Below are 24,471 nucleotides of genomic sequence, written 5' to 3'. Positions count from 1 at the left end.
AACTCCTGGTGTCGGACCCCGGGGTGTTCCTGCACCGCCGGGGTCGTTCCTGTTCTTGATGAAGTTGTGGGTTTTCCGGAAACGTAGCACGGTGAAAATCGGTGTGATCACCGAATCAAGCGTTTGAATCAAAGTGACTGATAGTTCGTCAATTTGATCGTGGCGCTTCGACTTTGCCCGTGCCTCTTCCGACGACGACAGACAGCAGCGCGCGCCGCGCTCGGTGGGTTCTCACCGAGGCGGCGCGTTGCGGTGCTGTGTGGTGCTGTGCGGTGCGGTGCTGTGCTGTGCTGTGCTTCGTGCGGATCAGGCCCGGCGGTTGAAGAGCTTCACGGCCCAGACGTAGGCCGCCACGCTGATCCCGACGCACCAGGCGACGGCGGTGAACCCGTCGTGGCCGATCGGGGTGCCGAGCAGCAGGCCGCGGATGGTCTCGATGATCGGGGTGAAGGGCTGGTTCTGGGCGAACCAGCGCAGCCACGGCGTCATCGAACCGGTGGGCACGAACGCGCTGCCGAGGAAGGGCAGCAGCGCGAGCGGCATCACGATGTTGCTGGCGCCCTCGGGGCTCTTGCTCAGCGTGCCCAGCGCCACCGCCAGCCAGGTCACCGCCACCGTCAGCAGGCCGATCAGCCCGATCGCCGCCAGCCAGTGGGCGACGTCCGCGGTGGGCCGGAAGCCCATCGCCACCGCGAGCCCGATGACGATCGCGACTGTGACCATCGTCTGGATCACGCTGCCCACCACGTGGCCGACCAGGATCGAGGCCCTGGAGATCGCCATCGTCCGGAAGCGGGCCACGATGCCCTCGGTCAGGTCGGTGCAGACCGCCACCGCCGTGCTCATCGAGGCGGAGGTCACCGTCATCAGGATGATGCCGGGGGCCAGGTAGTCGATGTAGTCGCTGCCGTGCCCGATCCCGTCGGCGAGCGTGCCGCCCAGCACGTAGACGAAGAGCAGCAGGAAGATGACCGGCACCATCAGCGAGCCGAGCGTCAGTCCCGGGTAGCGCAGCGCGTGCTTCAGCTTGCGCCGCAGCATGGTGGAGGAGTCGCGCAGGGCCTGGGGGCGCGCGGCGGGGGACATGGGGGCGCTGACGCTGGTGCTCATGGAGTTCCTGCCCATCGGATCGGTCGTGGTGGTGGTCGCGGCGGCGGTGGTGGCGCTCATCGGGCGCCCTCCAGCGCCGGGGCGGGCCGGTCGGCGGGGGTGGCCGGGCGGCCGGTGAGGGCGAGGAAGACGTCGTCCAGGTCCGGGGTGTGCACGGTCAGCCCGCCGACCTCGATCGCCTCGGCGTCCAGCCGGTCCATCAGCGAGCGCAGGGAGCGCACGCCGCCGTCGCTGGGGACCTGCAGGGTGAGCGCGTCCTGGTCGGCGGTCACCTCGCCGAGGGAGCGGGCGGCCCGCTGGTAGGCGGCGGGGTCGGTGAAGGCCAGGCTGATGTGGCCGCCCGGGACCAGCCGCTTGAGCTCGTGCGCGGTGCCCTCCGCCACCAGCCGCCCGCCGTCCAGCACCGCGATGCGGTCGGCGAGTTGGTCGGCCTCCTCCAGGTACTGCGTGGTCAGGAAGATCGTGGTGCCGCCCGCCACGAGGTCGCGGATGATCTGCCACATCGAGCGGCGGCTGCGCGGGTCCAGCCCGGTGGTCGGCTCGTCCAGGAAGATCACCTGCGGGTTGCCCACCAGCGTCATCGCCAGGTCCACCCGCCGCAGCATCCCGCCCGAGAAGGTCGCCGCCGGCTTCCTGGCCACGTCCACCAGGTCGAAGCCCTCGAGGAGTTCGGCCGCCCGGCGCCGGCCCTCCCGCTTGCCCAGGTGCCGCAGGTCCGCCATCAGCAGCAGGTTCTCCTCCGCGGTGAGGAGCTTGTCCACCGCCGAGAACTGCCCGGTGACCCCGATCGCCGCCCGCACCGCGTCGGGCTGCCGGGCCAGGTCGTACCCCGCGATCCGCACCTGCCCGGCGTCCGCCGCGATCAGCGAGGTCAGGATCTGCACGGTGGTCGTCTTGCCGGCGCCGTTCGGCCCGAGCAGGGAGAAGATCGTTCCGGCCGGGACGCGCAGGTCGATCCCGTCGAGGACCTTCTTCTCGCCGTACGCCTTGCGCAGGCCGGTGGCCTCGATCGCGAGCCGGTTCGTGTGGTGTGACTGGGTCATCGTGTCCGCCTGTTCGGTGGTCGTTCCCTGCTGACAGGACGACTCTCGCCGGGGGCGCTGATAGGCGCTGGAGCGACCGCTGACAGACCGCTGATACGGATGGGGAGGGCTCTGTCAGGGGAACGACCCACCGCACACCTCGAACACGGCGACGTGACGGTGGTGACCAGCGACACCGACGACCTGCGCCTGCTGTGCGATGCGCGCATCGCGGTCGAGCAGATCTGAGCTGGGCGTCGGGCGGCTCCAGGAGGAGCCGCCCGGCACGCACTCATCACCGGACGACGACTGTCCGACGCGGCATCATCGCCGTGGCCACCCTGCGCGGAGTGCCTGGGGTGGCTCACTCGGCGTGCCCGGGGTGGCTCACTCGGCGTGCAGGATCCACCTCTGGTTGAGCGTGCCCTTGGCCCGCACCAGCGTCACGGGCGCGTCGGGTCCGTTCCCCTGCAAGACCGCACCGCGACTGCCCACCGCGCCGATAGTGGTCTCCCCGCCGGGTTCGACGACCCAGAGCTGCGCGGAGCTCTCACCGTCGCCTGCCTCATGCGTCACAGCGGCGCCCACACCTGCAGCCTGGAGGCACGTGCCCGGGGAGGCGGTACTGCTGAAGGTGCAGATGCCGACGCCGTCGCCGAAGGAGTCGACCTCGGTGAGGATCCACGTCTGAGGCCTCGCCGTGGAGTCGCGGCTCCGCAGCCGCCCTCCCTCGCCGGCGGCGAGACTGGTGCCGTCGGAGTAGTTCCGGACAACTATGGTGGTCTTGGCGGACATTGGGAGTCCCCTATCGGTGCTGACCCCGGCGATCGGAACGTAGCAACCCTAGGCCTGTCCGGCGGATCCCGTCCCCTCCGGGCCGACCAGCGCCCACACGCGCTTGCCGATGCCCTCACGCGGGCCGCAGCCCCAGGAGAGGGAGAGGCGGTCGACCAGGTACAGGCCGCGGCCCGACTCACCGTCAGCGGTCGGGCGGAGGCGGGGCTGGGCGCTGCTCGGGTCCTCCACCGCGATCCAGAGCCGGTCCGGGTCGACCCTCAGGCCGACCCAGATCAGCTGGTCGGAGCGGGTGCCGTGCAGGACGGCGTTCGTGGCCAGCTCGGAGAGGACCAACTCCCCGTGCTCCCGGAAGCGTTCACCTCCCTTGACGCGACCGAGGAGGTCCCGGAGCAGGCGCCGCGCCATGGCGGGGGAACGGTCACGGCGCGGGAGCCAGCAGGCGTCGGTGGCGACCAACTCGGAGGTGTCGTTGGGGGTATCAGGCATGGCGAAACCCCTTGGCTCCGAACCGGTGCGCGATATTGTGGAGCACGTCGACCTGCTTTCTCGATTCCCAGGTTGGCCAATCCCCGGGGCGCTGGCAGGCGTCGCCGGGGTCAGTTTTCGGCGGTTTCCAGATTGGCCGAAAGGGAAGGCTCCAACCACCCCCGAACTGTTACCAAATCACTGCGGTGGACGCTGATTTGAAAGGGTGTTCGATGGAGCTGCACGAGGACGAGGGAAAAGCGACGCCGCGTACGATGCTCGGTCGCCGGCTGCGCCGCATGCGCAACGACGCGGGTCTGTCCCTTCGAGCCCTCGCCGAGCAGGTGGGATACCCGCACACGTACCTGAGCCGCGTGGAGCACGGCGAACAGCTGCCCTCGGAAGCACTGGTCGCCGCGCTGGACGCGCACTTCCGGACGAACGCGCTCTTCGCCGATCTGCTGGAGATGGCGCAGGAGACGGCAACGCCCGACTACCACCGCAGCTTTGTCGAGGGCGAGGGCCTGGCCAGCCGGATCCAGGTGTTCACCAGCAGTCTGGTCCCCGGGCTGTTGCAGACCGAGGACTACGCCCGTGCTCTCTTCCGCGCCTCCATCCCGGGCGAGCCCGACGAGCAGATCACCGCACGCGTCGAGACCCGCATGCGGCGCAAGCGGATCTTCGCCAAGGACGACCCGCCGTTCTTCTGGGCCATGATGGACGAGGCTGCGCTGAAGCGACCCCTCGGCGGCTCCAAGTGCATGCGGGAGCAGCTGCGCCAGCTGCTTGAGCCCCGCATCCCCCACGTCACGATCCAGGTGCTTCCGTTCTCGCAGGGAGCCCACCCCATGCTGGGCGGCAGCCTTACCCTGCTGACCATGGAGGGCGGCACTACGATCGGCTACGTCGAGAGCTTCGCCTCCGGGGAGACGGTCGAGTTGCCAAGGAAGGTCGTTGAACTCACCCAGATGTTCGACCTGGCCCGCTCAAAGGCGCTGCCCGAGAAAGAGTCTCTCGATCTGATCCGTACCTACCTGAAAGAGTACGAGAATGACGACGAGTCCTGACAGCTACTCCTGGCGCAAGAGCAGCTACAGCAACGGTCAGGGAGGCGACTGCATCGAGGTCGCCGACGGCCTCCCCGCCTCCGTCCCGGTGCGTGACAGCAAGGACCCCGAGGGCCCCGCGCTGACCTTCCCCGCCAGGGCCTGGTCCGCCTTCGTCGCCGATGTGAAGTCAGGCCGCATCCCGCTTGTCTGACGCGCTCGCCGCTGCCACCGGCCGAACCGGGAATCCCTGGGAAAACCGGTGGCCTGCGCCGCGACCGGCCTTGTACGGTCCCCCGGGTGACCGACGACAACAAGATCACCATTCGCCCCGCGGGCCCCGCCGACGCGGCGGAGATCGCCACCGTCCACATGACCTCCCGCGCGGCCACCATGCCGTACCTCCCCCCGCAGCGGCGCACCCATGACCAGGTGACCCGGTGGGCCGAGGACGTGCTGCTCAGGGAGTGCCGCACCTGGGTGGCGGTACGCGGGGCGGAGGTCCTCGGCTACGCCGCCCTGGCGGGGGACCTGCTGGAGCACCTCTACCTGCGCCCGGCCGTCCGCCGCCAGGGCATCGGCTCCCTGCTCCTCGACGAGGTCCGGCGGCACAGCCCCGCCGGTGTCTCGCTGCACGTCTTCGAGCAGAACACCGACGCGCGCGCCTTCTACGAGCGCCACGGCTTCACCGTCGTCGCCGCCACCGACGGCAGCGGCACCATGGAGAAGCTGCCCGATCTGACCCTGCGCTGGACCCCGAGCGGCAACCACTGAGCAGGGCGGCACATCAGCGCAGGTCGTCGACCAAGTGCGCGAGGAGCGCCGCACGTTCGGGCATGCCCGCGATCTCGACGTACTCGCCTTCGGCGTGCGCTTTGTCGCCGACCGCGCCCAGGCCGTCGAGTGTCGGACACCCCACCGCGGCGGTGAAGTTGCCGTCGGAGGCGCCCCCGACCACGATGCCCCGCGGGCGCTCCAGCCCGAGCCTGCCCGCCTGGACGCACGCGCGCTCGAACAGCGCCGCGCTCGACGCGGGTGGCAGCGGCGGCCGGTGCGGACCGCCGGTGACGGTCAGCGAGGTGCCGGGGACCACCGTCGTCAGGCCCTTCAGCGCGGCATCGATGCGGGCGGCCTCCTCCTGGCTGGTGACCCGCACGTCGAGTTCGGCGTAGGCGTGCGCCGGGACGGTGTTGCCCGCGGTGCCCGCCGCGCTGAGGGTCGGGGTGATGGTGGATCCCGACTCGGGCCCGGCCAGGGCGTCGACGGCCAGCAGCAGGTGCGCCAACGCGGTGAGGGCGTTGGCTCCCTTCTCCGGTTCCAGGCCCGCGTGCGCGGCGCGGCCCGCCACCTCCAGCCGGTACATGCCGGTGCCCTTGCGCCCGGTCTTCAGCGCGCCGCGCCCCGAGCCTTCGAGGATGAGCGCGGCGGCGGACCGCCGGCCCAGGTCCTCGATCAGCTGCCGGCTGCTGTAGGACCCGATCTCCTCGTCGGAGGTCAGCAGGATCTCGACCCCCGCCCGGTCGTCCAGCACCGAGACGGCGTGGAAGAGCTGAACGATGCCGGCCTTCATGTCGAAGCAGCCCGGGCCCGTGGCGGTGCCGGCCACCTCGTCCACGGCGAACGGCCAGCGCTCCAGCGTGCCCAGCGGCCAGACCGTGTCGAAGTGCCCGATCAGGGCGACGGTGGCGCCCCCGGGAGGCGCGGGCCACCGCCAGCGCAGCTGGGTCCGGCCGTCGACCTCGACGAACTCGCCCGGCTCGCCCAGGACTTCCTTGCCCAGCTGGGAGACGGCGTGCGCCCCGGCGGCGCAGGCGGCGACGTCCTCCGACGGGGTCTCGACGGATACCAGCCTCCCGAGCTGCTCCACCATGCGATCGGTCCGCCGACGCAGCTCGGCCGGCCTGCCACCCTCGTTGGTCATCTCCATCCCGGCATCATCGCGCACCGTGCGGTGCCGCGACGACAACCGGAGCGGGCTGGTGAGAACCCACAGCCCGTCGGACCGGCCGCGTCGAACGACCGGTGCGATCCCCTCATGGCCCGGCTGCGCACCCCCTGTGTTTGATGGGTGGCATCCCAACGACCCGGCAGGACAAGGGAGGGCAGCATCGTGAGTGTGCAGCAGTACGACGAGATCGGTGAGGCGTTCGAGGGCTTCAAGGCCCTGCCGCTGGCACAGTACGGGGAGGTGCCCGGCTTCCTGGCCTTGGTCGGGGACGTGCGCGACAAGGCGGTCCTCGACCTGGCCTCCGGCACCGGCTTCTACAGTCGCGAGTTCAAGCGGCGTGGCGCCGCCGAGGTGCTCGGCATCGACATCTCCGAGGTCATGGTCGCCGCCGCCGTGGAGTTCGAGCAGCGCGATCCGCTGGGCGTGCGGTACGAGGTGGGCGACATCGCCGAACTGCCGCCGCTCGGACGGCGCTTCGACGTCGCCACGGCGGTGCAGCTGCTCAACTACGCGCCGGACGCCGCCACCATGGAGCGGATGTGCCGCCACGTGCACCAAAGCCTCGTCCCTGGTGGCGAGTTCTTCCTCCTCAACCAGACGCCCGACTACCGCTTCGACGGGCCACCCCTGGACAAGTACGGCTTCCGCGCCGAACTGATCGGCGAGAAGGCCGAGATGGGACCGCGCGTACGGATCACGGCACTGCTCGACCCGCCGATCTCCTTCGAATCCACCTGCCCGCGCCGCGAGGTCTATGAAGCGAGCCTGCGGGCAGCCGGATTCAGTGAGCTGGCCTGGGTCCCGCTGGGCGTCTCCGACGCCGGCCTGCGCACGTACGGCGCGGACTTCTGGGCCGACTGCCTCGCCAATCCCCCGCTGGTGATGCTGCGCTGCCGCGCGTGAGGGACGCACGGTCGTCCCGGCAGTCGTGTCGTCAGTTCGGGTAGGTGATCAGCTGGCTGGTGGCGAGATCGAAGGAAAACGGCTCCGGGACGGGCACGGTGTCGCCGAACTTGCCGTTCCACTGCCGGTGGTACACCCCGCCGGAGGGCTCGGAGTAGAGCGTGATCCGGCCCTCCCGGGGGTCGATCAGCAGGTAGAGCGGAATGCGCATCAGCGGGTAGTCGCGGACCTTGCCCACCAGGTCGTTCTCCGGGTTCGACGGGGAGACGATCTCGACCGCGATCGCGGCCAGCTCCGCCGGCACCTCGTTGCCGCCGCTCTCGACCACGGCGATCGGGATGTGCGTGAGATCCGGGTTGCGCAGCTTGCCGACGGCCGGCGAGGCCAGGTCGGTGCTCTCGCTCGGCATCAGCTCCGCGGGGCGGTGGGCGTCGAACTGCTCCCGGACGATCTGCAGGCTGCGCTGATGGATCACCGATGGCGCGACCGTGATGGTGATCTGGTTGCCGGACGCCTCGATCTTCCAGCCCGAAGGTGGCGTCAGGCTTCGCGCGTACTCCAGCAGCTTGACGTGACGTTCAGGCATCTGGGACTCGACCATGCCCTCATCCTCCCGCTCCCCCATGTCCAGCCCGCCCCCTCCCATTGTCAGAGTTGGTGACTACTATCTGGTGATCAGCCCGGACCCCGCGTGATGCGCGGGGCCCCGACGGCGACATCGACGGTAGGAGAAGGCCGTGTCGATTCCCGACCCGGAACAGCCGGTACGGAGTGTGGCGCCACCCGCGTACGTCGGCGACTGGCTGCCCGAACTGGTCTACGCGCCCGCCCGGCCGATCATCCGCGAGGGACGCCGGGAGCTCCTGTACGAGGTCCGCCGCTACCCCGACGGACGGCAGGTCCTCCCGGTCTTCAGCACGCTGGAGCTGCTGGTGGCGGCGCTCGGTCCGGCACAGCCCTGGGCGCAGGCGCCACTGCGGGCGGTGCGCGCCGTCATGGCGGCAGCAGGCGTGACCGAGGTGGAGCTGGACCCGGTGGTGGCCGAGGGGGCCTGGCGCTGGAACGAGGCGGACCTGGCCCGGTATCAGGGGGGCATGCGATGAGCGGGCAGTACACCGTGGTCCTGGACGACCTCCAGGGCGCGTCCGACACCTTCCACCGGGAGGCGCAGAGCTTCGCGGCGATCATCCCCACCGACGGCCCACCCCGCCCCGACGGCGGCAGCGAGGCCGTCAACGGGATGCTGCAGTGCGTGCTGGAGGCGATCGGCGGCCTGCACCTCGCCGTTGCGGGCACCATCGGCAACCACGGCGACAAGCTCCGGACGGCACACGACAACTACCAGAAGTGCGAAGTGTCGGTGCGGGAGCTCTACGACGACCTGAGCAATCCCAGCAAGATCACCAAGCTCAACTGAGCGGACGGGGGAGAGACATGGCCGCCAAAACGCCATCGGCGCTCAAGGCGTTCGCGAACACCTGGGTGGGAGGCGACATCCACGGCCTCTCCGCCCTCGCGGGGACGCTGTACGGCTACGCGCCGCAGATCGACGAAGCCGTCACCTTCCTGGACACCAGCGTGACCAAGGTCGCCCACGACGCCGGCTGGACCGGGAGCGCCGCCTCGGCGTTCCAACAGGCCTGGGGCACCGACTCGATGGCGGCCAAGGCGCTGGAGAGCGTGATCTCCTCGGCCGGCGACGTGATCGACACCCTGGCCGTCAACCTCGCCTCGATCGAGTCGGCCCTGGAGGACGGCGCCGACCAGGCCCGCAAGGCGGGCGTGGCCATCGGCGCCGACGGCAAGCCACCCGCCGCCGCGCCCACCGTCGGGCCGCCGACCCCGGCCGAGGCCGCGGGCACGGGCGCGGGCGCGGGCGCGGGCACGGCCAGCGAAGCCGTTGCGGGCGAGTACGCGACGTTGTGGGCGCAGAGCATGCAACTCGCCGAGGACGCCCGGGTCGACGCGGCCGGCCAGCTGCAGCAGATCTACCAGCAGATCGCGCCGCCCGGCAGTGGTGGCAGCTCGCTGACCACCAGCGACAAGGTCACCGTCGGCGACTACCTGCGGGGGCTGTGGGCGGTTCCGTCCGCGTACAGCAAGACGGTCAACGAGCAGGTCGAGAAGCTGAGCAAGGACGCGGCGGCGGCCAAGACCGCCTGGGTCGAGGCGAAGAACGCGCGCCCCAATCCGAATGTCGCGATGCCTCAGGATGCGAAGGACAACCTGCACAACGCACGCGTCGAGCTGGCGAGTGCGCAGACGGATCTCACGGCGGCGGAGAAAGTGGAGAGCCGGTTCCCGCTGGCGCGGAAGCTGGATGTCAGGTTGTCGACCTTCATGACCGCCTTCGGGTACGAGGCAGGCGCGTCGGCGGAACGCAGCCTTCTCGACAAGGGCCTCAAGTTCGGCGGCGACATTCCAGTGCTCGATGCGGTGGCGGCGGCCGCCGGCACCGTCCTGGGCGCCGAGGACGACATGCACAAGGGCATGCACTGGTACGAAGCCTGGCCGGAGAACGCTCTCGCAAACGTTGGCAGTCTCGCCGTCGGTACCGCTGCGGGCACCGCCATCGGCGGCGCGATCGCGGCGGGCAGCTTCGCCGGTGCTACGGTCGCCGGCGTGGCGATCGGTGCGGTGGCGGGTGGCGCGATCTGCGTCGGCGTCGGCGACCTGACCTCCAACCTCTTCCACGAACACTGGGACGAGGACATCCACAAGGACGGCGTCCTGGGCGGTATCGGCGACGGCATCGGCCACAGTGCGGCCAAGACCGTCTCCGACCTCGGCAGCCTGGCCGGGAATGTGGGCGACCTTGGCAAGAAGCTCTGGCACGGTATTTTCTGACGCCCCCACGCAAGGACCGGCACATGCCCAAGCGCGACAAGAACATCCCGTCGGACTGGAAACGGGTCCATCTGAAGCACCATCCTCCGACAGTGATGGTGCTCTCGATCCCTATCTACGGGACCAGTTGGCACCAGCGCAACTGGCGCTACTGGACGACACGCTCCTTCTGGCTTGCCGTGGCCGCGGTGATGGTGATCCTGCAGCTCGTCATGTACAAGTCGATTCTCGTGGACGACCCCAATACGACACACTTCGGCGCAGAGTGGTGGGGCGTGACGGCCTTCGGCGTCTTTGCTACCGCCGAGGGCCTCTGGGTGGGCTTCGTCGGCCGTAGGCTCCCGTTCCGTGGCTTGGGCCGCCGCCTACCCAAGATCGTCACCTATCCGTTCGACATCCTGCTGGTGCTCAACTTCTTCGCGTTCGTCTTCCTCGCCCCCGGCATCTTCCTCACCTTCGCCCTCGACTCGCTGCGCCCCACCCCCTATGCGGAACGCATCGCCCGCGACGACCTGGCCGACCAGTTGGGCGTTCAGCGCTGAGCCGACGCCCCCGGGGCCAGCACCGCGCCCAGCAGGCGGTCCGACACCGCCGAGGGGCCGCCGTTGTTGACCGCCGTGCTGGAGACCGAGAACACCGCGCGCAGCGAGAGGTCACGCGTCGCGAACATCCCGTTGACGTAGCCGTAGTCGTGGCCCGTCTTGCCCCACAGCGTCTGGCCGTTCGGCAGCGGGATGGACATCAGGCCCGCGCCGAAGCAGGCCGGGCCGGGCTTGCCGGCGACGGCGCAGTTGAAGGTGTCGGTGTACGGGACGGGCTTGCCGTCGGGGCCCTTGGGCAGCGTGAACATCTCGTTCAGCTGGGCGGGCGGCAGCAGTTGGCCCTTGAAGAGTGCGCTGATGAAGTGGTCCAGGTCGGCCGGGGTGGAGATCATGTTGGACGGGTCGCCGCCCTGCTCGCTGACGTCGACGGGCTGGCCGGCGCTGTTGGTGAGGTAGCCGTGCAGGTAGGGCCTGGGCATGGTCGGGTCGTCCTCGGGCACCGAGGTCTGGTCCAGGTGCAGCGGGTCGAGGATGCGGCTGGTGACCTCGTCCCGGTACGAGTTGCCGGTGATGTGCTCGATCAGCGCGCCGCCGATCCGGAAGCCGAGCGAGTTGTACTCCTGCTCGGTGCCGGGCGCGAAGTGCGCGGTCGGCCAGGGGCGGTCGGTGGGCCGCAGGGTGCCCTCGATCTCGTCGTCGAAGGTGCGGTACTGGAGGTGGTCGGCGATCTGCTGGTCCGCGGTCAGCGCCGGTGCGCCCTCAAAGACGTCCGGCAGGCCGCTGGTCATGTTGAGCAGTTCCCGGACGGTGATCGGGGCGTAGCGGTCCGGGAGCAGGCCGGGCAGGTACGACTGCACGCTCTGGTCCAGGTCGATCCGGCCCTCCTGCGCCAACTGCAGGATCACCACGGTCTCGAAGGTCTTCGAGATGCTGCCGATGTGGAAGTGCGCGTTGTCCGCGACGCTGCGGCCGGTCACGGTGTCGCCGGAGGCGCCGCGCCACAGCTGGCCCGGCTCGGCGACCCGGGCGATGGCGCCCGCCGCCTGGTCGCCGGGGCGGATGTCGATGGCCGCCTGGAGCGCGGCCGGGTCCAGCGCGGGGAAGCCGGGCGTGGAGACCGGCGCGCCGCCCGAGGAGGCGGGTGCGTCCGCAAAGGCCGTCGCCCCGCCCGCCGCGGTGGTGGCGACCAGCGCGGAACAGGCCAGGCTCAGGGTGGCGATGCGACGGACGAGGGTGTTCATCAAGGACTCCGACTGAGGATGCGTCAACTGGTCTTCGGTACGGGTACATCCTGTCGGCGCGGCGCCCCTGCCGGGTATCGGGTACAACCCTGGAACGCCCCTGAGGAGGACCCCCGAGGGACGCCCCGGTGCCCGCGACGATGTCCGAAACGCGCGCAGGGGAGCCTGACTCTCCGTACACCATCGATAGCATGCAGTGGCCACGTGGTGACTGCCCGTGGCGCCCCCGATGAACGGAGTCCCCATGCGTCATCGCCGCTTCCGTCTGGCCGTCATCGCCGTGGCCGCCGTGGGCCTGTCGGCCAACGCCGCGTCCGCCACCACCCGCGCCGACGCCGGTCCCTCGGCACAGGTGTGCAAGGAGGGCTACTTCTGCCTCTGGGAGGGGGAGTACCAGACCGGCCGGCTGCTCTTCGCCGAGGACGCGCACGTGACGGACGAGGGCTTCCAGTTCCCCGACCGGGACGACATCGAACCGCCCATCCACCCGCTCTCCGCCCGCAACCCGGTGCCCGACGACTTCGGCTGCGTCATCCGCCTCAACAACCAGCCGAAGTTCGCGGGCGAGGAGCAGGAGCTCGCCGGTTCCGGCGACCACGAGCTCGACGGCCACCGGGTGGCCTCGATCACCACCGACTGCGGCTGACCACTACCCACGCCGTACCCGGTGCGGCGGGCCGGCCCCGGCCCGCCGCACCACCGACGGCCCGCCGCTCAGCTCGCCGCCAGCACCGTCAGCAGCGCCCCGAGCAGCATGCACGGCCCGAACGGCAGCGGGTCCTTGGGTCTGGCCCGGCGGGTCAGCAGCAGGGCCAGCCCCCAGCAGGCGGCGAGCAGGAAGCCCGCGAAGGCGCCGTCCAGCACCCAGCGCCAGCCGTACCAGGCGAGCAACGCGCCCAGGGTCGGGGCGAGTTTGGCGTCGCCCAGGCCCATCGGGCCGAGTGCGGCCAGCGACCAGTAGACCAGGCCGAGCACGAGGGCGGCCAGCAGGCAGCGGAGCAGGACGTCGCCGTGCCGGAAGCCGGTGCCGAGGAGCAGGACGGCGGTTCCGGCGGCCAGCGGCAGGGTCAGCGCGTCCGGCAGGCGGTGCACCGCGGCGTCGACGAAGGCGAGCACCACGCCGAACAGGCCGACCCAGGCCAGCAGCAGCCCGATCGGCCAGCTCGCCGCCGTGCCGACGGCCAGGCCCACCCCCACCGCGACGACCTCCACGGCCAGCGGCGGCGGGCCGGAGAGCTCGGCGCACCCCGGGCAGCGGCCGGTCGGCGGCAGCCACCGGCGGGCCCGCGCGCAGCGGCAGGTGCGCGGCGGCTCGCCGGCGGGCACCGCGTGGCGGGTGGCGGCGGCGCGCAGGACCGGCGCGGCGGCGGCGCCGGCCAGCGTGCCGAGGATCAGACCGATCATGCCGGTGCTCCTCCCCTGCGCACGCCACCGCCAATCACGACGGCCCGGACTGCGCCCGCGCACACCGCTGTTGGTCTTCCCAGCGGGGCGCGCGCCCACCACAGTAGTGATCTGACCGATCGTCACCGAGGACGCACGGGGGACCACACGCATGGGGCTGCAGCCACTCGGGCCGCAGGATCCGCAGGCCATCGGGCCGTACCGGCTGCTGGCCCGGCTCGGTTCCGGCGGCATGGGCCGGGTCTACCTGGGGCGGCCGAGCGAGGGCGAGGGGCCGGGTCCGGTCCGGGCCGTCGCGGTCAAGGTGGTGGACGCCGACTACGCGCGGGGGCGCGACTACCGGCCCCGGTTCCGGGCCGAGGTGACGGCCGCCGGCGCGGTCAGCAGCCCGTACGTGGCGGCGCTGCTCGCGGCCGACCCGGAGGCCGAACCACCTTGGCTGGCGACCGAGTTCGTCCGCGGCGTGGCACTGCGCGAGCTGGTGGAGCAGGTCGGGGCGCTGCCGGAGCGGACGGTGCGCCGGCTGGGCGCCGGGCTGGCCGAGGCGCTCACCGCGATCCACGCGGCGGGGCTGGCGCACCGCGATCTGACGCCCGCCAACGTGCTGGTGACCGCCACCGGGCCGCGGGTGATCGACTTCGGCATCGCCCGCGCCGCCGGGGCGCCCGCCCTGACCCGCACCGGCGCGGTGATCGGCACGCCGGGCTACCTGGCCCCCGAGGCGGCGGCGGGCTTCCGGGCCGGGCCGGCCGGGGACCTGTACGCGCTGGGCGCGGTGCTCTACTACGCCGCCACCGGCCACCGCCCGCATCCCGGCCCGCCGCACCGGAGCAGACCGGGCACCCTCGCCGGGCGGTTCGACCGGCTCACCGGCCACGGCCCGGACCTGCGCGCGGTGCCGGCCGGCCTGCGGCCGCTGCTGCGCGACCTGCTCTCCCGCGATCCGATCGACCGGCCGATCGCCCGGGCGGTACGCCGACGGCTGCTGCCGGACGAGGCCGGGGCGACGCTCGAATACCTGCCGACCTGGCTGCCGGCGGCGACCCGGGCCGTCGTGGCGGACCAGCTCCAGGCGGCGGACGGCTACCTGCACCCCGGCGGGCGGGCCGGATCCGGGCTCGGCCGGGCGCTGGCCCAGCTCGGCGGGGTGCTCACCGGTGCGGGACGGAACACCGGCGGGGAACGGGACCCCGGCGCGGGCACCGCCGGCCCCTCCCCCGCCGGTGAGCACCCCGCATCCGCCGCGGCCGAAGCCCCCGACCCCGCCCCCGGAGCGCCGCCCGCCGCCGCGCCGGTGAGCACCCCGCCGCGCCCGGCCACCACGCTCTCCCGCCGCACCGCGCTGCTCGCCGGCGCCGCCGCCACCACGGCCGCGGGCGCGCTGAGTTGGGCGGCGCTGGGCCGCCCGGGCCGTACCCCGCTCGCCGCACCGCCCGTCGGGCAACTGCAGCGGCTCTGGGTGCACAGCAGCGACATCACGGACAACCTGCAGCCGCAGTTCGCCCCCTCGCCCGCGAACGACATGCTGGTCTACACCTCCGACGGCCAGCTGATCGCCGTGGGCGGCACCAGCGGGGTGGTCGCCTGGTCGTTCACGGCGCCCGACGCCCCGCTCAGCGATCCCGTGGTGAGCGGTCCGCTGACCCTGGCGCTGGCCGGCAGCACCATCTACTGCTTCAACACCGCCGACGGCTCCCAGAACTGGAACACCGCCAACGCCACCCGGAACCCCGACGGCACCCCCACCTGGCCCCCGGGCCAGCTGGCCACCCAGGTCGGCACCGTCCTGCCGCAGACGCTGGTGCTGGCCAACGACTACGCGCTGTACGGCGGCGGCCCGGTGCTGTCGGACAGCGGCCCGCCCACCCGGTACTCCTGGTTCGCGCTCTCGCTCGGCAACCACGCGGTCAAGTGGGCCTTCTCCGAAAAGATCATCCGGAGCGGCACGATCTTCGCCAGTGACTCCGCCTGCCTCGGTCACTCGCAGACCGGTGCACTGGTCTTCGCCGCGGCGAGCTCAGGCTACGTGACGCTGGTCGACCCGCTGCAGGGCGGCGCGCTGTGGCAGTTCCCGGCGACCAGCGCATCCGACCCGGAGACCAGTACGACCAAGCGCACCAGCTGGATGGTCCCCGAGATCGACCAGCTCTACCTGCCGATCGGGCAGGACGAGGCGACCCTGCAAGCGCTGGCCAACGCGGACGGCAGCGAGCTGTGGCAGGCCGCACTGCCGCGGGGGGCCGGCGGGCCGTGGGCGGCGCCCGCCCCCTACCGCGGCCTGGTGCTCGCCACCTGCGGGCCGCCGCTGGTGTACGCGTTCGACGCGTCGAGCGGCGCCCAGCGCTGGTCCTGCGCACTGCCCGGGCCGCCCGCCGCGGAGCCCGCTCTGGTGGTGAACGACAGCCTCTTCGTGCCGGGCGCGTCGAATCAGCTCTACCGGGTGGATCTGCGCCGACGGCGCGTGGACGGGGTGTTCGCGCCGGATTCGCGGTTCGCGACCGGCTGGCGGCTCGACGCCGACGCGCAGAACGCGCTGCTCTACGCGGCCCTGGGACGCTCGTTCTACGCACTGCCGGTGCCGTGACGCGCGGGCCGGGCACTGGGTGACCGCCGGCCGCGTGGTCAAGAACACGCGCGGGCGCACACCCGGGCGCCGTACAGTGACGGGATGCAGGTCATCCAGTCCAGCAAGCTCGCCCATGTCTGCTACGACATCCGGGGTCCGGTGCTCGACGAGGCGATGCGACTGGAGGACCAGGGGCATCGCATCCTCAAGCTGAACACCGGCAACCCCGCCGCGTTCGGCTTCGAGGCGCCGCCGGAGATCCTCCAGGACATCCTGCGCAACCTCTCCACCGCGCACGGCTACGGCGACTCCAAGGGCCTGCTCTCCGCGCGCCGCGCCGTGGTGATGAGCTACGAGGAGCGCGGGCTGCACGGGCTGAGCGTGGAGGACGTCTTCCTCGGCAACGGCGTCTCCGAGCTGATCCAGCTCGCCATGAACGCGCTGCTGAACGACGGCGACGAGGTGCTCGTCCCCGCGCCGGACTACCCGCTGTGGACGGCCTCGGTCAGCCTGGCCGGCGGCACCGCCGTGCACTACCGCTGCGACGAACAGGCCGAGTGGTACCCGGACCTGGCGGACATCGAGTCCAAGGTCACCGACCGGACCCGGGCGATCGTGGTGATCAACCCCAACAACCCCACCGGTGCGGTCTACCCGCGCGAGGTGCTCGAGGGGATCGTGGAGATCGCCCGCCGGCACCAGCTGGTGATCTACGCGGACGAGATCTACGACAAGATCCTCTACGACGGCGTGGAGCACGTGCCGCTGGCCACGCTGGCGCCCGACCTGTTCTGCGTCACCTTCAACGGCATGTCCAAGGCCTACCGGGTGGCCGGCTTCCGCTCCGGCTGGATGGTGCTCTCCGGCGACCGGGGCCGCGCCCAGAGCTACATCGAGGGCCTGCACGTGCTGGCCAGCATGCGACTCTGCGCCAACATGCCCGCGCAGCACGCGGTGGCGGCCGCGCTCGGCGGCCGGCAGTCGGTCAAGGACCTGCTGCTGCCCGGCGGCCGGCTGCTGGAGTCGCGCGACGCCGCGTACCGGCTGCTCAACGAGATCCCCGGCGTCAGCTGCGTGAAGCCGAAGGGCGCGCTGTACGCGTTCCCGCGGCTCGACCCCTCGGTCTACAAGATCAAGGACGACGCGCAGATGGTGCTCGACCTGCTGCGCGCCCAGCGGATCCTGATCGTCCAGGGCAGCGGCTTCAACTGGCCGGAGCCGGACCACTTCCGGCTGGTCACGCTGCCGCGCCCGGAGGAGATCGAGGACGCGGTGACCCGGATCGGCGACTTCCTGGCGGGGTACGTCCAGCCGTAGGCACGGATGTCGGTACGGCCGCGGTCCCCGGCCCGACGACCCCCGGACGGGGAGGTCGCCGGCCCGGGGACCGCGGCCGTACGGCTGACGTCAGAGGTCCGGCCGCCGCGCCACTCCGCAGCGGCGGCCGGACCTGGTCGCAGGAGCCCTCGCGGGCTCAGCCCAGGCGCTTGAGCAGGGCCTGATACTCGTCCCACAGCTCGGTGGGCGTGTGGTCGCCGAACAGCTCCAGGTGGGCCGGGATCAGCGCGGCCTCCTGGCGCCAGATCTCGTTGTCGACCGAGAGCAGCAGCTCCAGGTCCTCCGCCGAGAGGTCCAGGCCGTCCAGGTCGAGCGCGTCCTTGGCCGGCAGCACGCCGATCGGCGTCTCGACGCCCTCGCCGGTGCCCTGCAGGCGCTCGACGATCCACTTCAGCACGCGGCTGTTCTCGCCGTAGCCCGGCCAGACGAACGTGCCCTCGGCGTTCTTGCGGAACCAGTTGACGTAGTAGATCTTCGGCAGCTTGGCCGCGTCGGCGGCCGCGCCGAGCTTGAGCCAGTGGGCGAAGTAGTCGCCCATGTTGTAGCCGCAGAAGGGCAGCATCGCGAACGGGTCGCGGCGCAGCTCGCCCACGGTGCCCTCGGCGGCGGCGGTCTTCTCCGAGGCGATGTTGGAGCCCAGGAAGACGCCGTGCTGCCAGTCGAAGGACTCGGTGACCAGCGGGACGGCGGTGGCGCGGCGGCCGCCGAACAGGATGGCCGAGATCGGCACACCCGCCGGGTCCTCCCACTCGGGGGCGATGGTCGGGCACTGCGCGGCCGGCACGGCGAAGCGCGCGTTCGGGTGGGCGGCCGGGGTCTGGCTGGCCGGCGTCCAGTCGTTGCCGCGCCAGTCGGTCAGGTGGGCCGGCGGCTCCTCCGTCAGGCCCTCCCACCAGACGTCGCCGTCGTCGGTCAGCGCGACGTTGGTGAAGACGGTGTTGCCGTACAGCGTGTCGATCGCGTTGGCGTTGGTGTCCACGCCGGTGCCCGGGGCGACGCCGAAGAAGCCGGCCTCCGGGTTGATCGCGTAGAGCCGCCCGTCGGCGCCGAAGCGCATCCAGGCGATGTCGTCGCCGATCGTCTCGACCTTCCAGCCCGGGATGGTGGGCTGGAGCATGGCGAGGTTGGTCTTGCCGCAGGCGCTCGGGAAGGCGGCGGTGACGTACTTGACCTCACCGTTCGGCGCGGTGAGCTTGAGGACGAGCATGTGCTCGGCCAGCCAGCCCTCGTCGCGCGCCATGGTGGAGGCGATGCGCAGCGCGTAGCACTTCTTGCCCAGCAGGGCGTTGCCGCCGTAGCCGGAGCCGAAGGACCAGATCTCGCGGGTCTCCGGGAAGTGCGAGATGTACTTGGTGGTGTTGCACGGCCACGGCACGTCCGCCTGGCCCTCGGTGAGCGGGGCGCCCACGGTGTGCACGGCCTTGACGAACTCGCCGTCCTCGCCGAGCTGGTCGAGCACGGCCTGGCCCATGCGGGTCATCACGCGCATCGACACGGCGACGTAGGCGGAGTCGGTGATCTCGACGCCGTAGGCGGCCAGCGGCGAGCCGACCGGGCCCATCGAGAACGGCACGACGTACATCGTGCGGCCCTTCATCGCGCCCCGGAACAGCCCGTCCCGGCCGCTGAAGATCTCCCGCATCTCGGCGGGCGCCTTCCAGTGGTTGGTGGGGCCCGCGTCCTTCTCCTGCTCGGAGCAGATGAAGGTGCGGTCCTCGACGCGCGCGACGTCGCTCGGGTCGGAGGCGGCGTAGTAGGAGTTGGGCCGCTTCTGCTCGTTGAGCTTCTTGAAGGTGCCCTGGGCGACGAGCAGGTCGGCGAGGCGCTGGTACTCCTCCTCCGAGCCGTCGCACCACTCGACGCGGTCCGGCTGGGTGAGCTCCGCGATCTCGCTGACCCAGGTCAGCAGCCGCTGGTGGCGAGTGGGTGCCGCCGCGCTGACGGCAGAGTTCTCGTACGACACGATCGCTCCGTTTCACGCCTGCTCGGCCATCGAGCAGGCGTCCGGGGGGTTGAGGGTGCTTGCAGCGTAGCCCCGGCTCGAAAAGCCCAACACAGCGCGATGGCGTTTTTGCCGCAAGTTTTGCTCCTCTATGGCCAAAAACTGGCACTTTCGCGGGCGGTTGCGGCACGTCCGAGAGCTCTCCGGATCACATCCAACTCTGCCAGATTGTCCAAAAGTGATGAGAGCCACTTCCTACTTATCAGTAACCTACGCAGGCGTAGGTAGCATGAGCGCCATGACAGCGGATCAGAACCCGGCTACGGACCCGGTCGCCGACGTGACGGCGACGAGCGCGGCGCCCCTGCCCGCCAAACCCGCCTGGCGCGGCTGGCTGCACGCGGGCATGTTCCCGGCCTCGCTGGCGGGGGGCATCGTGCTGATCTGCCTGGCGGACTCACCGCGGGCCCGGCTCGCCTGCGCCATCTACTCCGTGAGCGCCTGGCTGCTCTTCGGCATCAGCGCGGTCTACCACCGCTTCACCTGGGGCCCGCGCGGCGACGCGATCCTGCGCCGGCTGGACCACGCGAACATCTTCCTGATCATCGCCGGGTCCTACACGCCGTTCACCATCCTGCTGCTGCACGGCGGGCGGCGCGAGACGCTGCTCTGGCTGGTCTGGGGCGGGGCACTGGCCGGGATAGCGTTCCGGGTCTTCTGGGTCGGCGCACCGCGCTGGCTCTACACGCCGTGCTACCTGGCGCTGGGCTGGGCCGCGGTCTTCTTCCTGCCCGACTTCCTGCACACCGGCGGGGTCGCGGTGATCACGCTGATGATCGTCGGCGGGCTGCTCTACAGCGCGGGCGGCGTGATCTACGGGCTGAAGCGGCCCAACCCCTCACCGCGCTGGTTCGGGTTCCACGAGGTCTTCCACGCGTTCACCCTCGGAGCGTTCATCGTGCAGTACGTAGGGGTCTCGCTGGTGGCGTACAGCGTGACGAGCTGAGCACGCCCACGGCCCGCCGCCGTCAGTGGGAGGCGCGCTCGCGGACCCGGCGGCAGCGCTCGCAGTGGGCGGCGTCCGGGCGGGCATCGGGGTCGGCCGCGGGCTCGTGGCGGGACTCGACCGGATGACCCAGGTACCGGAACCGCCGGGAGACGTGCACCATCACCAGCAGCGCCTCCACCGAGGCCACCGCCCACACCAGTGCGGCGCCGTCGGCCAAGTAGGCGGCCACCACGGCCAGAGCGGCACCGACGACGGCGACCGTCCCCCAAAGCTGCAGGTCCCGCGTGTCCTTCATGGCGCTCGCCACCTCTCCCCGGTCTAACCCAGTGACACATGGTATCTACCGATAGTGACAGGGTGTAGTCAAAGACGAGCGAACAACACATCAATGTTTCATCAACTCCGGGTGCCGGAACGGCTGCCGGTCCCGCCCGGGGCGTCCAACGCCGAGTGGCCCCACGGGAGATGATCCCGTGGGGCCACTCGGCTGCGCGGCCTCGGTCAGCCGCGCGCCCGGCGGCGGACGGCCAGGCCGGCGCCCGCCAGCGCGGTCACTCCGAGCGCGCCGGCGGCCGTGAGCGCCGGCACGGGCAGGCCGAGTGCGCCGCCCACGGCGCCCGCGCCCTGCTGCGCGACGCTCGCCGTGGTCGGCGAGAAGCCGCCGCCCAGCCCGGCCTTGTCGTAGGCCGAGCCCGGCAGCTTGTCGCCGTACCGCCGGTGCACCAGCTGCTGGTACGCCGCCAGGCTCGTCCCGTTCGCGCCCACCGACTCCCGGGCCTCGGTGTCCAGCGGCAGCACCCGGCCCGCGCGCAGCACGTACCAGGCGTTCACCTGCGGCTCACGGAAGACCGTGCCACCGCCGCCGGCCGCGCCGCGCGCCGCGTAGTCGGTCTCGTCGCTGCCGGAGGCGATGTTCACCACCCGCCAACTCCCGTTCTGCTGGACGGCCCAGACCGAGGCCTGCTGCCCGTCGGCGGCCACCGCCTCGGTCGCCGTGAAGTCCGCCCGGGCCACCGGCGATCCCTTGGTGCCCGCGACGAAGCCCGGGTCCAGGGTGTAGACCGGGACCGTCGCGCCGACCAGCGTCGGGTCCGCCTGTGCCGCCGCCTTGGCCTCGGCGGCCGCGCCGAGCTGGAGCGGCTGGGTGGGCGGCACGCCCCTGCGGGCGAAGAAATCGCCCAACTGACCGAGGACGGCCGGGCTCTGGACCGCCGAGCGGGCGGCGGCCAGGTCACCGGCGGCCACCGCGGCGGGTGCCGCCTCGCCGGCCGCCCGGGGTGCGGACTGCGGTGCGGCCTGGGCCGGCAGCGCCAGCGCGAGTCCGGCCGTCGCCGCCAGGACGGCCAGCACGGCTGCCCGGTGCAAGAACTGAGTGATCGTCATGGCTCCTCCTCACGCTCCGATCTGGTACAGGGAGTGGGTCCAGGAGAAGGAGTCGTTGCTGACGTAGTAGTTGTAGTCCGCCCAGTTGTAGCGGTTGTCCGAGGGCCACGGGTCGCCCCAGTAGACCCAGTTGTTGCCGGTGTCGTACCCGTACAGCACCTCCATGTGGCCGCCGCCCGAGGACCACTGGATCCGGGTCTCGACCGGCCGGTTGTTGGTGATCTCGTTCTGCACGGTGCTGTAGTACAGGTACCCGGTGACGTAGTTGCCCGGGGTGATCCCGATCCAGCCGAGCGCGTTCTGCACGTCGTCCAGCGCCGCCTGGCTGTTGGGGCAGGAAGAGTTGATGCTGCGGCCGAACGCGGCGTTGCAGAACTGGTTCTGGCTGTAGGTGTAGCCGAACCAGCTCGCGACGGTGTCGCCGCTGGCCGCCCAGCACCAATTGGAGTTCTGCTGTTGCTGCATCCCGATGTTGAGCGTCTTCCAGCTGCCCGCGTCGGGGGTCGCGGCACTGGGAGCATCGGTCCCGGAGCTGGTGCCGGCGGCGAACGCCGGCTGTGCCTGGGCGAGCCGCCCGGACTGCGCGGGCGGTGCGGCGGCGGCCGAGGCCGGGGAGCTCGCCGCCACGGTCAGGGCCGGGGCGAGCGTGGCCAGCGCGGCGACGGCAAGCGCCTTGCGCAGCCGGGCCGTTCCGGTCGGCCGGGCCGTTCTGGTCGGCCGGGCGGTTCTGGGCAGGGGCATGGGCGTTTCCTCCTTGCGGACGGCAGGGAAAGGAAGTGGGGGACACGCGAACCCCGGTGCCGTCGCGAACGGCGGTGGGGTGTGACCGAGCATCAGCCGTTGACCGTCCCTGGTCAACCGTGGTTCGGTGGCCCCCGGACCCGGTGTGAACGGTGCCCTCCGAGTGTGAACAGCACCGGGCGCCGGGCGACGCAGGGCCCACCCCACGGGTGACGAGGGGCCATGGAGGTGTGAATATTCACCGCACCCGCCGCCCCGGGAGGGAGGCCGCGCCATGGGGCGATCGCCACAGCGCACCGCACCGCACGCCGTGCGGCCCGACCTGGCCACGGTCCTGCGCACCGGCCCGTTCCACCTCGCGCTGCGCACCGCGCTCAGCGCGCGCGGCCTGGCCCTGCACCGGGTCCAGCAGCACCTCGCGCAGCGCGGCGTGCACGTCGGAGTGACCAGCCTGAGCTACTGGCAACAGGGGCGGCGCCGCCCCGAACGCGCCGAGTCGCTGCGCGCGGTGCGGGCCCTGGAGGAGGTGCTGGAGCTGCCCGCGCACTCGCTCACCCGGCTGCTCGGCCCGCGCCGGGCCGCTGCGGACGCCGCGGCCGGGCCGCCGGTGGCCACCCGCCCCTACCGCGACCTGATCGCCCCCGCCGACGCGGTCGACCACCTGCTCGCCGGGCTGCCCGGGCCGCGCGACACCGATCTGCACACGGTCACCCACATCGAGCGGATCCGGATCGGCGCCGACCGCCAGTTGCTGCGCCGCGACTCGCAGCACGCGGTGCGGGCCCACCGCGACGGCATCGACCGGTACCTGGCGATCCACCAGGGCGACCCCGGCTGCGACGTGTCCCAGGTGGTGGTGCGGGCCGAGGAGAACTGCCGCCCGGGCCGGATCGGACGCGACCCCGCGGCCCAACTCGTCATCGCCGAACTGCTGCTCGACCGCCGCCTGCGCACCGGCGAGACCCACCTGCTCGGCTACGGCTTCGACGACGCCCCCGCGCCGCAGCCCAGCACCGAGTACGTGCGCGGCTTCAACTCCGGGACCGGGCAGTACGTCCTGCAGGTCACCTTCCACCCGCAGGCGCTCCCGGTGCGCTGCCACCGCTTCGTCAGCAGCGCACCCGGCGCGCTGCCCGACGAGACCGAGGAGCTCACGCTGGACGGGCACCACTGCGTCCACCTGATCGCCACCGGGCTGGCGCCCTGCCTGCTGGGCATCCGGTGGGACTGGGACTGACCGCCTCAGCCCGTGAAGCTCAGCTCCAGGTTGTCCGCCACCGGCCGGTAACCGATCTTCTGGTAGATCGAGTTGCTCACCGGGTTCGCCAGGTCGGTGTAGAGCAGCACCTCCTGGGCCCCGCGCGCGATCGCGAGCGTGGAGGCGCCCGCGGTCACCGCGCTCGCGTAGCCGTGGCCGCGCTCCTCGGGCGGGGTGTAGACCGGGCCGATCCGGGACATGCCCGCCAGCGTCGGCGAGACCGCCGCGATCGACACCGGCCGGACCTGCTCGTCCGCGCCGTCGCTCTCCCACACGAGGATGTCCCCCTCGGCCGTGCGGCGGGCCACGCTCTCCTCCACCGGGGTGAAGGCAGGTATCCCGACCTCGGTCAGGAAGGCCTGCCACCAGCCGACCAGCAGCGCGTGGTCGTCCGGCCCGGCGGCGCGCAGCCGGCCCCGCACGGTCGGCAGGACCAACTCGCCCAGCCGGTAGAGCCGCAGGCGCTCCCGCACGTCGGTGGTCAGGTCGAACCGCTCGGCCCAGGCGCCGGCGAACGCCTCGGCCACCGCCGTGGTGGCCGCCACCCCGGACAGCCCCGACCACCCCTCGGGCAGCGCCAGTGCCAGCTCGGCCGCGCGCTCGGGCGCCATCGCGCTCAGCCGCAGCGCATGCGGCGGGGTCTGCACGAAGGCCGCGGTCACCGGGGCCTGCGGGCCCGCGCGCCACCAGCCCAGGCGCGGCGGCAGCGCCGGGTCCCCACCGACCGACTGGCCGGCCGCCAGCCGGTGGACGAGGGTCAGCAGCACGGTATTCGCGGCCGGGTGCTCGCCCAGGAAGCCCTCCGCGTGCGCCCGGAACTCCGCGACGTCCTCAGTGCATGTCCAAGTCATCCACCGATCCTGGCCGCCGCATCCGCCGCCCGCACCTGAATATCCGGGGCGGCGGAT

27 protein-coding genes are annotated in these 24,471 nt (G+C 71.8%); 14 read left to right on the top strand and 13 right to left on the bottom strand.

Annotated elements, in window-relative coordinates; translation table 11 throughout:
- Nucleotides 1-306: 306 nt before the first annotated feature.
- Together OG294_RS24255 and OG294_RS24250 are read right to left on the bottom strand one after the other, a co-directional pair.
- Complete coding sequence (locus OG294_RS24255) at nt 307-1,170, bottom strand: ABC transporter permease (protein WP_327068653.1); 864 nt, start codon at nt 1,168-1,170, stop codon at nt 307-309.
- Nucleotides 1,167-2,153, bottom strand: coding sequence for an ATP-binding cassette domain-containing protein (locus OG294_RS24250; RefSeq protein WP_327068652.1), 987 nt, complete (start codon nt 2,151-2,153; stop codon nt 1,167-1,169). Before OG294_RS24250 ends, OG294_RS24255 begins: the two co-directional genes overlap by 4 nt.
- Nucleotides 2,154-2,252: 99 nt before the next feature.
- Between OG294_RS24250 and OG294_RS24245 the strand changes: the two genes are divergently transcribed.
- The gene (locus OG294_RS24245; protein ID WP_327068651.1) at nt 2,253-2,381 is read left to right on the top strand and encodes a hypothetical protein; all 129 of its coding nucleotides are present in this window, start codon (nt 2,253-2,255) and stop codon (nt 2,379-2,381) included.
- A gap of 138 nt (nt 2,382-2,519) precedes the next feature.
- Here OG294_RS24245 and OG294_RS24240 read toward each other — a convergent pair whose 3' ends face one another.
- Nucleotides 2,520-2,927 (bottom strand): RICIN domain-containing protein, encoded by a 408-nt coding sequence (locus OG294_RS24240; protein ID WP_327068650.1) that lies wholly within the window; start codon nt 2,925-2,927, stop codon nt 2,520-2,522.
- Between the two features lie 48 nt (nt 2,928-2,975).
- Entirely contained in the window at nt 2,976-3,416 is a 441-nt protein-coding gene (locus OG294_RS24235) for an ATP-binding protein (RefSeq protein ID WP_327068649.1), read from the bottom strand.
- 212 nt (nt 3,417-3,628) lie between these two features.
- Here OG294_RS24235 and OG294_RS24230 point away from each other — a divergent pair, with 212 nt between their 5' ends.
- The 3 genes from OG294_RS24230 to OG294_RS24220 all read left to right on the top strand — a co-directional run bounded on the left by OG294_RS24230 (nt 3,629) and on the right by OG294_RS24220 (nt 5,215).
- Nucleotides 3,629-4,462: a helix-turn-helix domain-containing protein gene (locus OG294_RS24230; protein WP_327068648.1), complete on the top strand. Its 834-nt coding sequence runs from the start codon at nt 3,629-3,631 to the stop codon at nt 4,460-4,462.
- Nucleotides 4,446-4,655, top strand: coding sequence for a DUF397 domain-containing protein (locus tag OG294_RS24225; protein ID WP_327068647.1), 210 nt, complete (start codon nt 4,446-4,448; stop codon nt 4,653-4,655). Before OG294_RS24230 ends, OG294_RS24225 begins: the two co-directional genes overlap by 17 nt.
- 86 nt (nt 4,656-4,741) lie before the next feature.
- Nucleotides 4,742-5,215, top strand: coding sequence for a GNAT family N-acetyltransferase (locus OG294_RS24220; RefSeq protein WP_327068646.1), 474 nt, complete (start codon nt 4,742-4,744; stop codon nt 5,213-5,215).
- A 13-nt stretch (nt 5,216-5,228) separates the two neighbouring features.
- On the opposite strand, the gene OG294_RS24215 is transcribed toward OG294_RS24220, so the two are convergent.
- Nucleotides 5,229-6,368 (bottom strand): M20/M25/M40 family metallo-hydrolase, encoded by a 1,140-nt coding sequence (locus OG294_RS24215; RefSeq protein WP_327068645.1) that lies wholly within the window; start codon nt 6,366-6,368, stop codon nt 5,229-5,231.
- 183 nt (nt 6,369-6,551) lie between these two features.
- On the opposite strand from OG294_RS24215, the gene OG294_RS24210 reads away from it, so the two are divergent.
- Nucleotides 6,552-7,292, top strand: coding sequence for a class I SAM-dependent methyltransferase (locus tag OG294_RS24210; protein ID WP_327068644.1), 741 nt, complete (start codon nt 6,552-6,554; stop codon nt 7,290-7,292).
- Nucleotides 7,293-7,323: 31 nt separating this feature from the next.
- Here the strand turns inward: OG294_RS24210 and OG294_RS24205 are convergent, their stop codons facing one another.
- Nucleotides 7,324-7,878 carry a Uma2 family endonuclease gene (locus OG294_RS24205; RefSeq protein WP_327068643.1) on the bottom strand — a complete coding sequence of 185 codons (555 nt, stop codon included), beginning with the start codon at nt 7,876-7,878 and terminating at the stop codon, nt 7,324-7,326.
- 151 nt (nt 7,879-8,029) lie between these two features.
- Between OG294_RS24205 and OG294_RS24200 the strand changes: the two genes are divergently transcribed.
- The 4 genes from OG294_RS24200 to OG294_RS24185 are packed head-to-tail and all read left to right on the top strand — an operon-like array spanning nt 8,030 to nt 10,681.
- A complete protein-coding gene (locus OG294_RS24200; protein ID WP_327068642.1) occupies nt 8,030-8,395 on the top strand; it encodes an SAV_915 family protein in 366 nt (121 codons plus the stop codon).
- Nucleotides 8,392-8,709, top strand: a complete 318-nt coding sequence (locus OG294_RS24195) for a DUF6317 family protein (RefSeq protein ID WP_327068641.1) — start codon at nt 8,392-8,394, stop codon at nt 8,707-8,709. The genes OG294_RS24200 and OG294_RS24195 overlap by 4 nt, the downstream gene beginning before the upstream one ends.
- A 17-nt stretch (nt 8,710-8,726) precedes the next feature.
- Nucleotides 8,727-10,139: a WXG100 family type VII secretion target gene (locus tag OG294_RS24190; protein ID WP_327068640.1), complete on the top strand. Its 1,413-nt coding sequence runs from the start codon at nt 8,727-8,729 to the stop codon at nt 10,137-10,139.
- A 23-nt stretch (nt 10,140-10,162) separates the two neighbouring features.
- Nucleotides 10,163-10,681, top strand: coding sequence for a hypothetical protein (locus OG294_RS24185; protein WP_327068639.1), 519 nt, complete (start codon nt 10,163-10,165; stop codon nt 10,679-10,681).
- Here the strand turns inward: OG294_RS24185 and OG294_RS24180 are convergent.
- Complete coding sequence (locus OG294_RS24180) at nt 10,672-11,922, bottom strand: serine hydrolase domain-containing protein (RefSeq protein WP_327068638.1); 1,251 nt, start codon at nt 11,920-11,922, stop codon at nt 10,672-10,674. The genes OG294_RS24185 and OG294_RS24180 overlap by 10 nt on opposite strands.
- 244 nt (nt 11,923-12,166) lie before the next feature.
- Here OG294_RS24180 and OG294_RS24175 point away from each other — a divergent pair, with 244 nt between their 5' ends.
- Entirely contained in the window at nt 12,167-12,568 is a 402-nt protein-coding gene (locus OG294_RS24175) for a hypothetical protein (RefSeq protein WP_327068637.1), read from the top strand.
- A 68-nt stretch (nt 12,569-12,636) separates the two neighbouring features.
- Here the strand turns inward: OG294_RS24175 and OG294_RS24170 are convergent, their stop codons facing one another.
- Nucleotides 12,637-13,326: an A24 family peptidase gene (locus OG294_RS24170; RefSeq protein ID WP_327068636.1), complete on the bottom strand. Its 690-nt coding sequence runs from the start codon at nt 13,324-13,326 to the stop codon at nt 12,637-12,639.
- Between the two features lie 151 nt (nt 13,327-13,477).
- Between OG294_RS24170 and OG294_RS24165 the strand changes: the two genes are divergently transcribed.
- A complete protein-coding gene (locus OG294_RS24165; RefSeq protein ID WP_327068635.1) occupies nt 13,478-15,910 on the top strand; it encodes a serine/threonine-protein kinase in 2,433 nt (810 codons plus the stop codon).
- 84 nt (nt 15,911-15,994) lie between these two features.
- Complete coding sequence (locus OG294_RS24160; protein ID WP_327068634.1) at nt 15,995-17,209, top strand: pyridoxal phosphate-dependent aminotransferase; 1,215 nt, start codon at nt 15,995-15,997, stop codon at nt 17,207-17,209.
- A gap of 157 nt (nt 17,210-17,366) precedes the next feature.
- Here the strand turns inward: OG294_RS24160 and OG294_RS24155 are convergent, their stop codons facing one another.
- Complete coding sequence (locus OG294_RS24155; RefSeq protein WP_327068633.1) at nt 17,367-19,193, bottom strand: phosphoenolpyruvate carboxykinase (GTP); 1,827 nt, start codon at nt 19,191-19,193, stop codon at nt 17,367-17,369.
- A 268-nt stretch (nt 19,194-19,461) separates the two neighbouring features.
- On the opposite strand from OG294_RS24155, the gene trhA reads away from it, so the two are divergent.
- Nucleotides 19,462-20,178, top strand: a complete 717-nt coding sequence (trhA, locus tag OG294_RS24150; protein WP_442789204.1) for a PAQR family membrane homeostasis protein TrhA — start codon at nt 19,462-19,464, stop codon at nt 20,176-20,178.
- A 22-nt stretch (nt 20,179-20,200) separates the two neighbouring features.
- On the opposite strand, the gene OG294_RS24145 is transcribed toward trhA, so the two are convergent.
- The 3 genes from OG294_RS24145 to OG294_RS24135 all read right to left on the bottom strand — a co-directional run bounded on the left by OG294_RS24145 (nt 20,201) and on the right by OG294_RS24135 (nt 22,305).
- Nucleotides 20,201-20,476, bottom strand: coding sequence for a hypothetical protein (locus OG294_RS24145; RefSeq protein WP_327068631.1), 276 nt, complete (start codon nt 20,474-20,476; stop codon nt 20,201-20,203).
- Nucleotides 20,477-20,682: 206 nt separating this feature from the next.
- On the bottom strand, nt 20,683-21,564 hold the full coding sequence (locus OG294_RS24140; RefSeq protein ID WP_327068630.1) for a hypothetical protein: 882 nt from the start codon (nt 21,562-21,564) through the stop codon (nt 20,683-20,685).
- A 9-nt stretch (nt 21,565-21,573) separates the two neighbouring features.
- Nucleotides 21,574-22,305, bottom strand: coding sequence for a papain-like cysteine protease family protein (locus tag OG294_RS24135; protein WP_327068629.1), 732 nt, complete (start codon nt 22,303-22,305; stop codon nt 21,574-21,576).
- 274 nt (nt 22,306-22,579) lie between these two features.
- On the opposite strand from OG294_RS24135, the gene OG294_RS24130 reads away from it, so the two are divergent.
- On the top strand, nt 22,580-23,542 hold the full coding sequence (locus tag OG294_RS24130) for a hypothetical protein (protein ID WP_327068628.1): 963 nt from the start codon (nt 22,580-22,582) through the stop codon (nt 23,540-23,542).
- A gap of 5 nt (nt 23,543-23,547) precedes the next feature.
- Here the strand turns inward: OG294_RS24130 and OG294_RS24125 are convergent, their stop codons facing one another.
- A complete protein-coding gene (locus OG294_RS24125; RefSeq protein ID WP_327068627.1) occupies nt 23,548-24,414 on the bottom strand; it encodes a GNAT family N-acetyltransferase in 867 nt (288 codons plus the stop codon).
- Nucleotides 24,415-24,471: the final 57 nt, after the last annotated feature.

Origin of the sequence: Kitasatospora sp. NBC_01302, from assembly GCF_035976515.1 — a bacterium.
Taxonomy (GTDB): Bacteria; Actinomycetota; Actinomycetes; order Streptomycetales; family Streptomycetaceae; genus Kitasatospora.
This window is presented reverse-complemented; position numbering and strand designations above follow the sequence as displayed.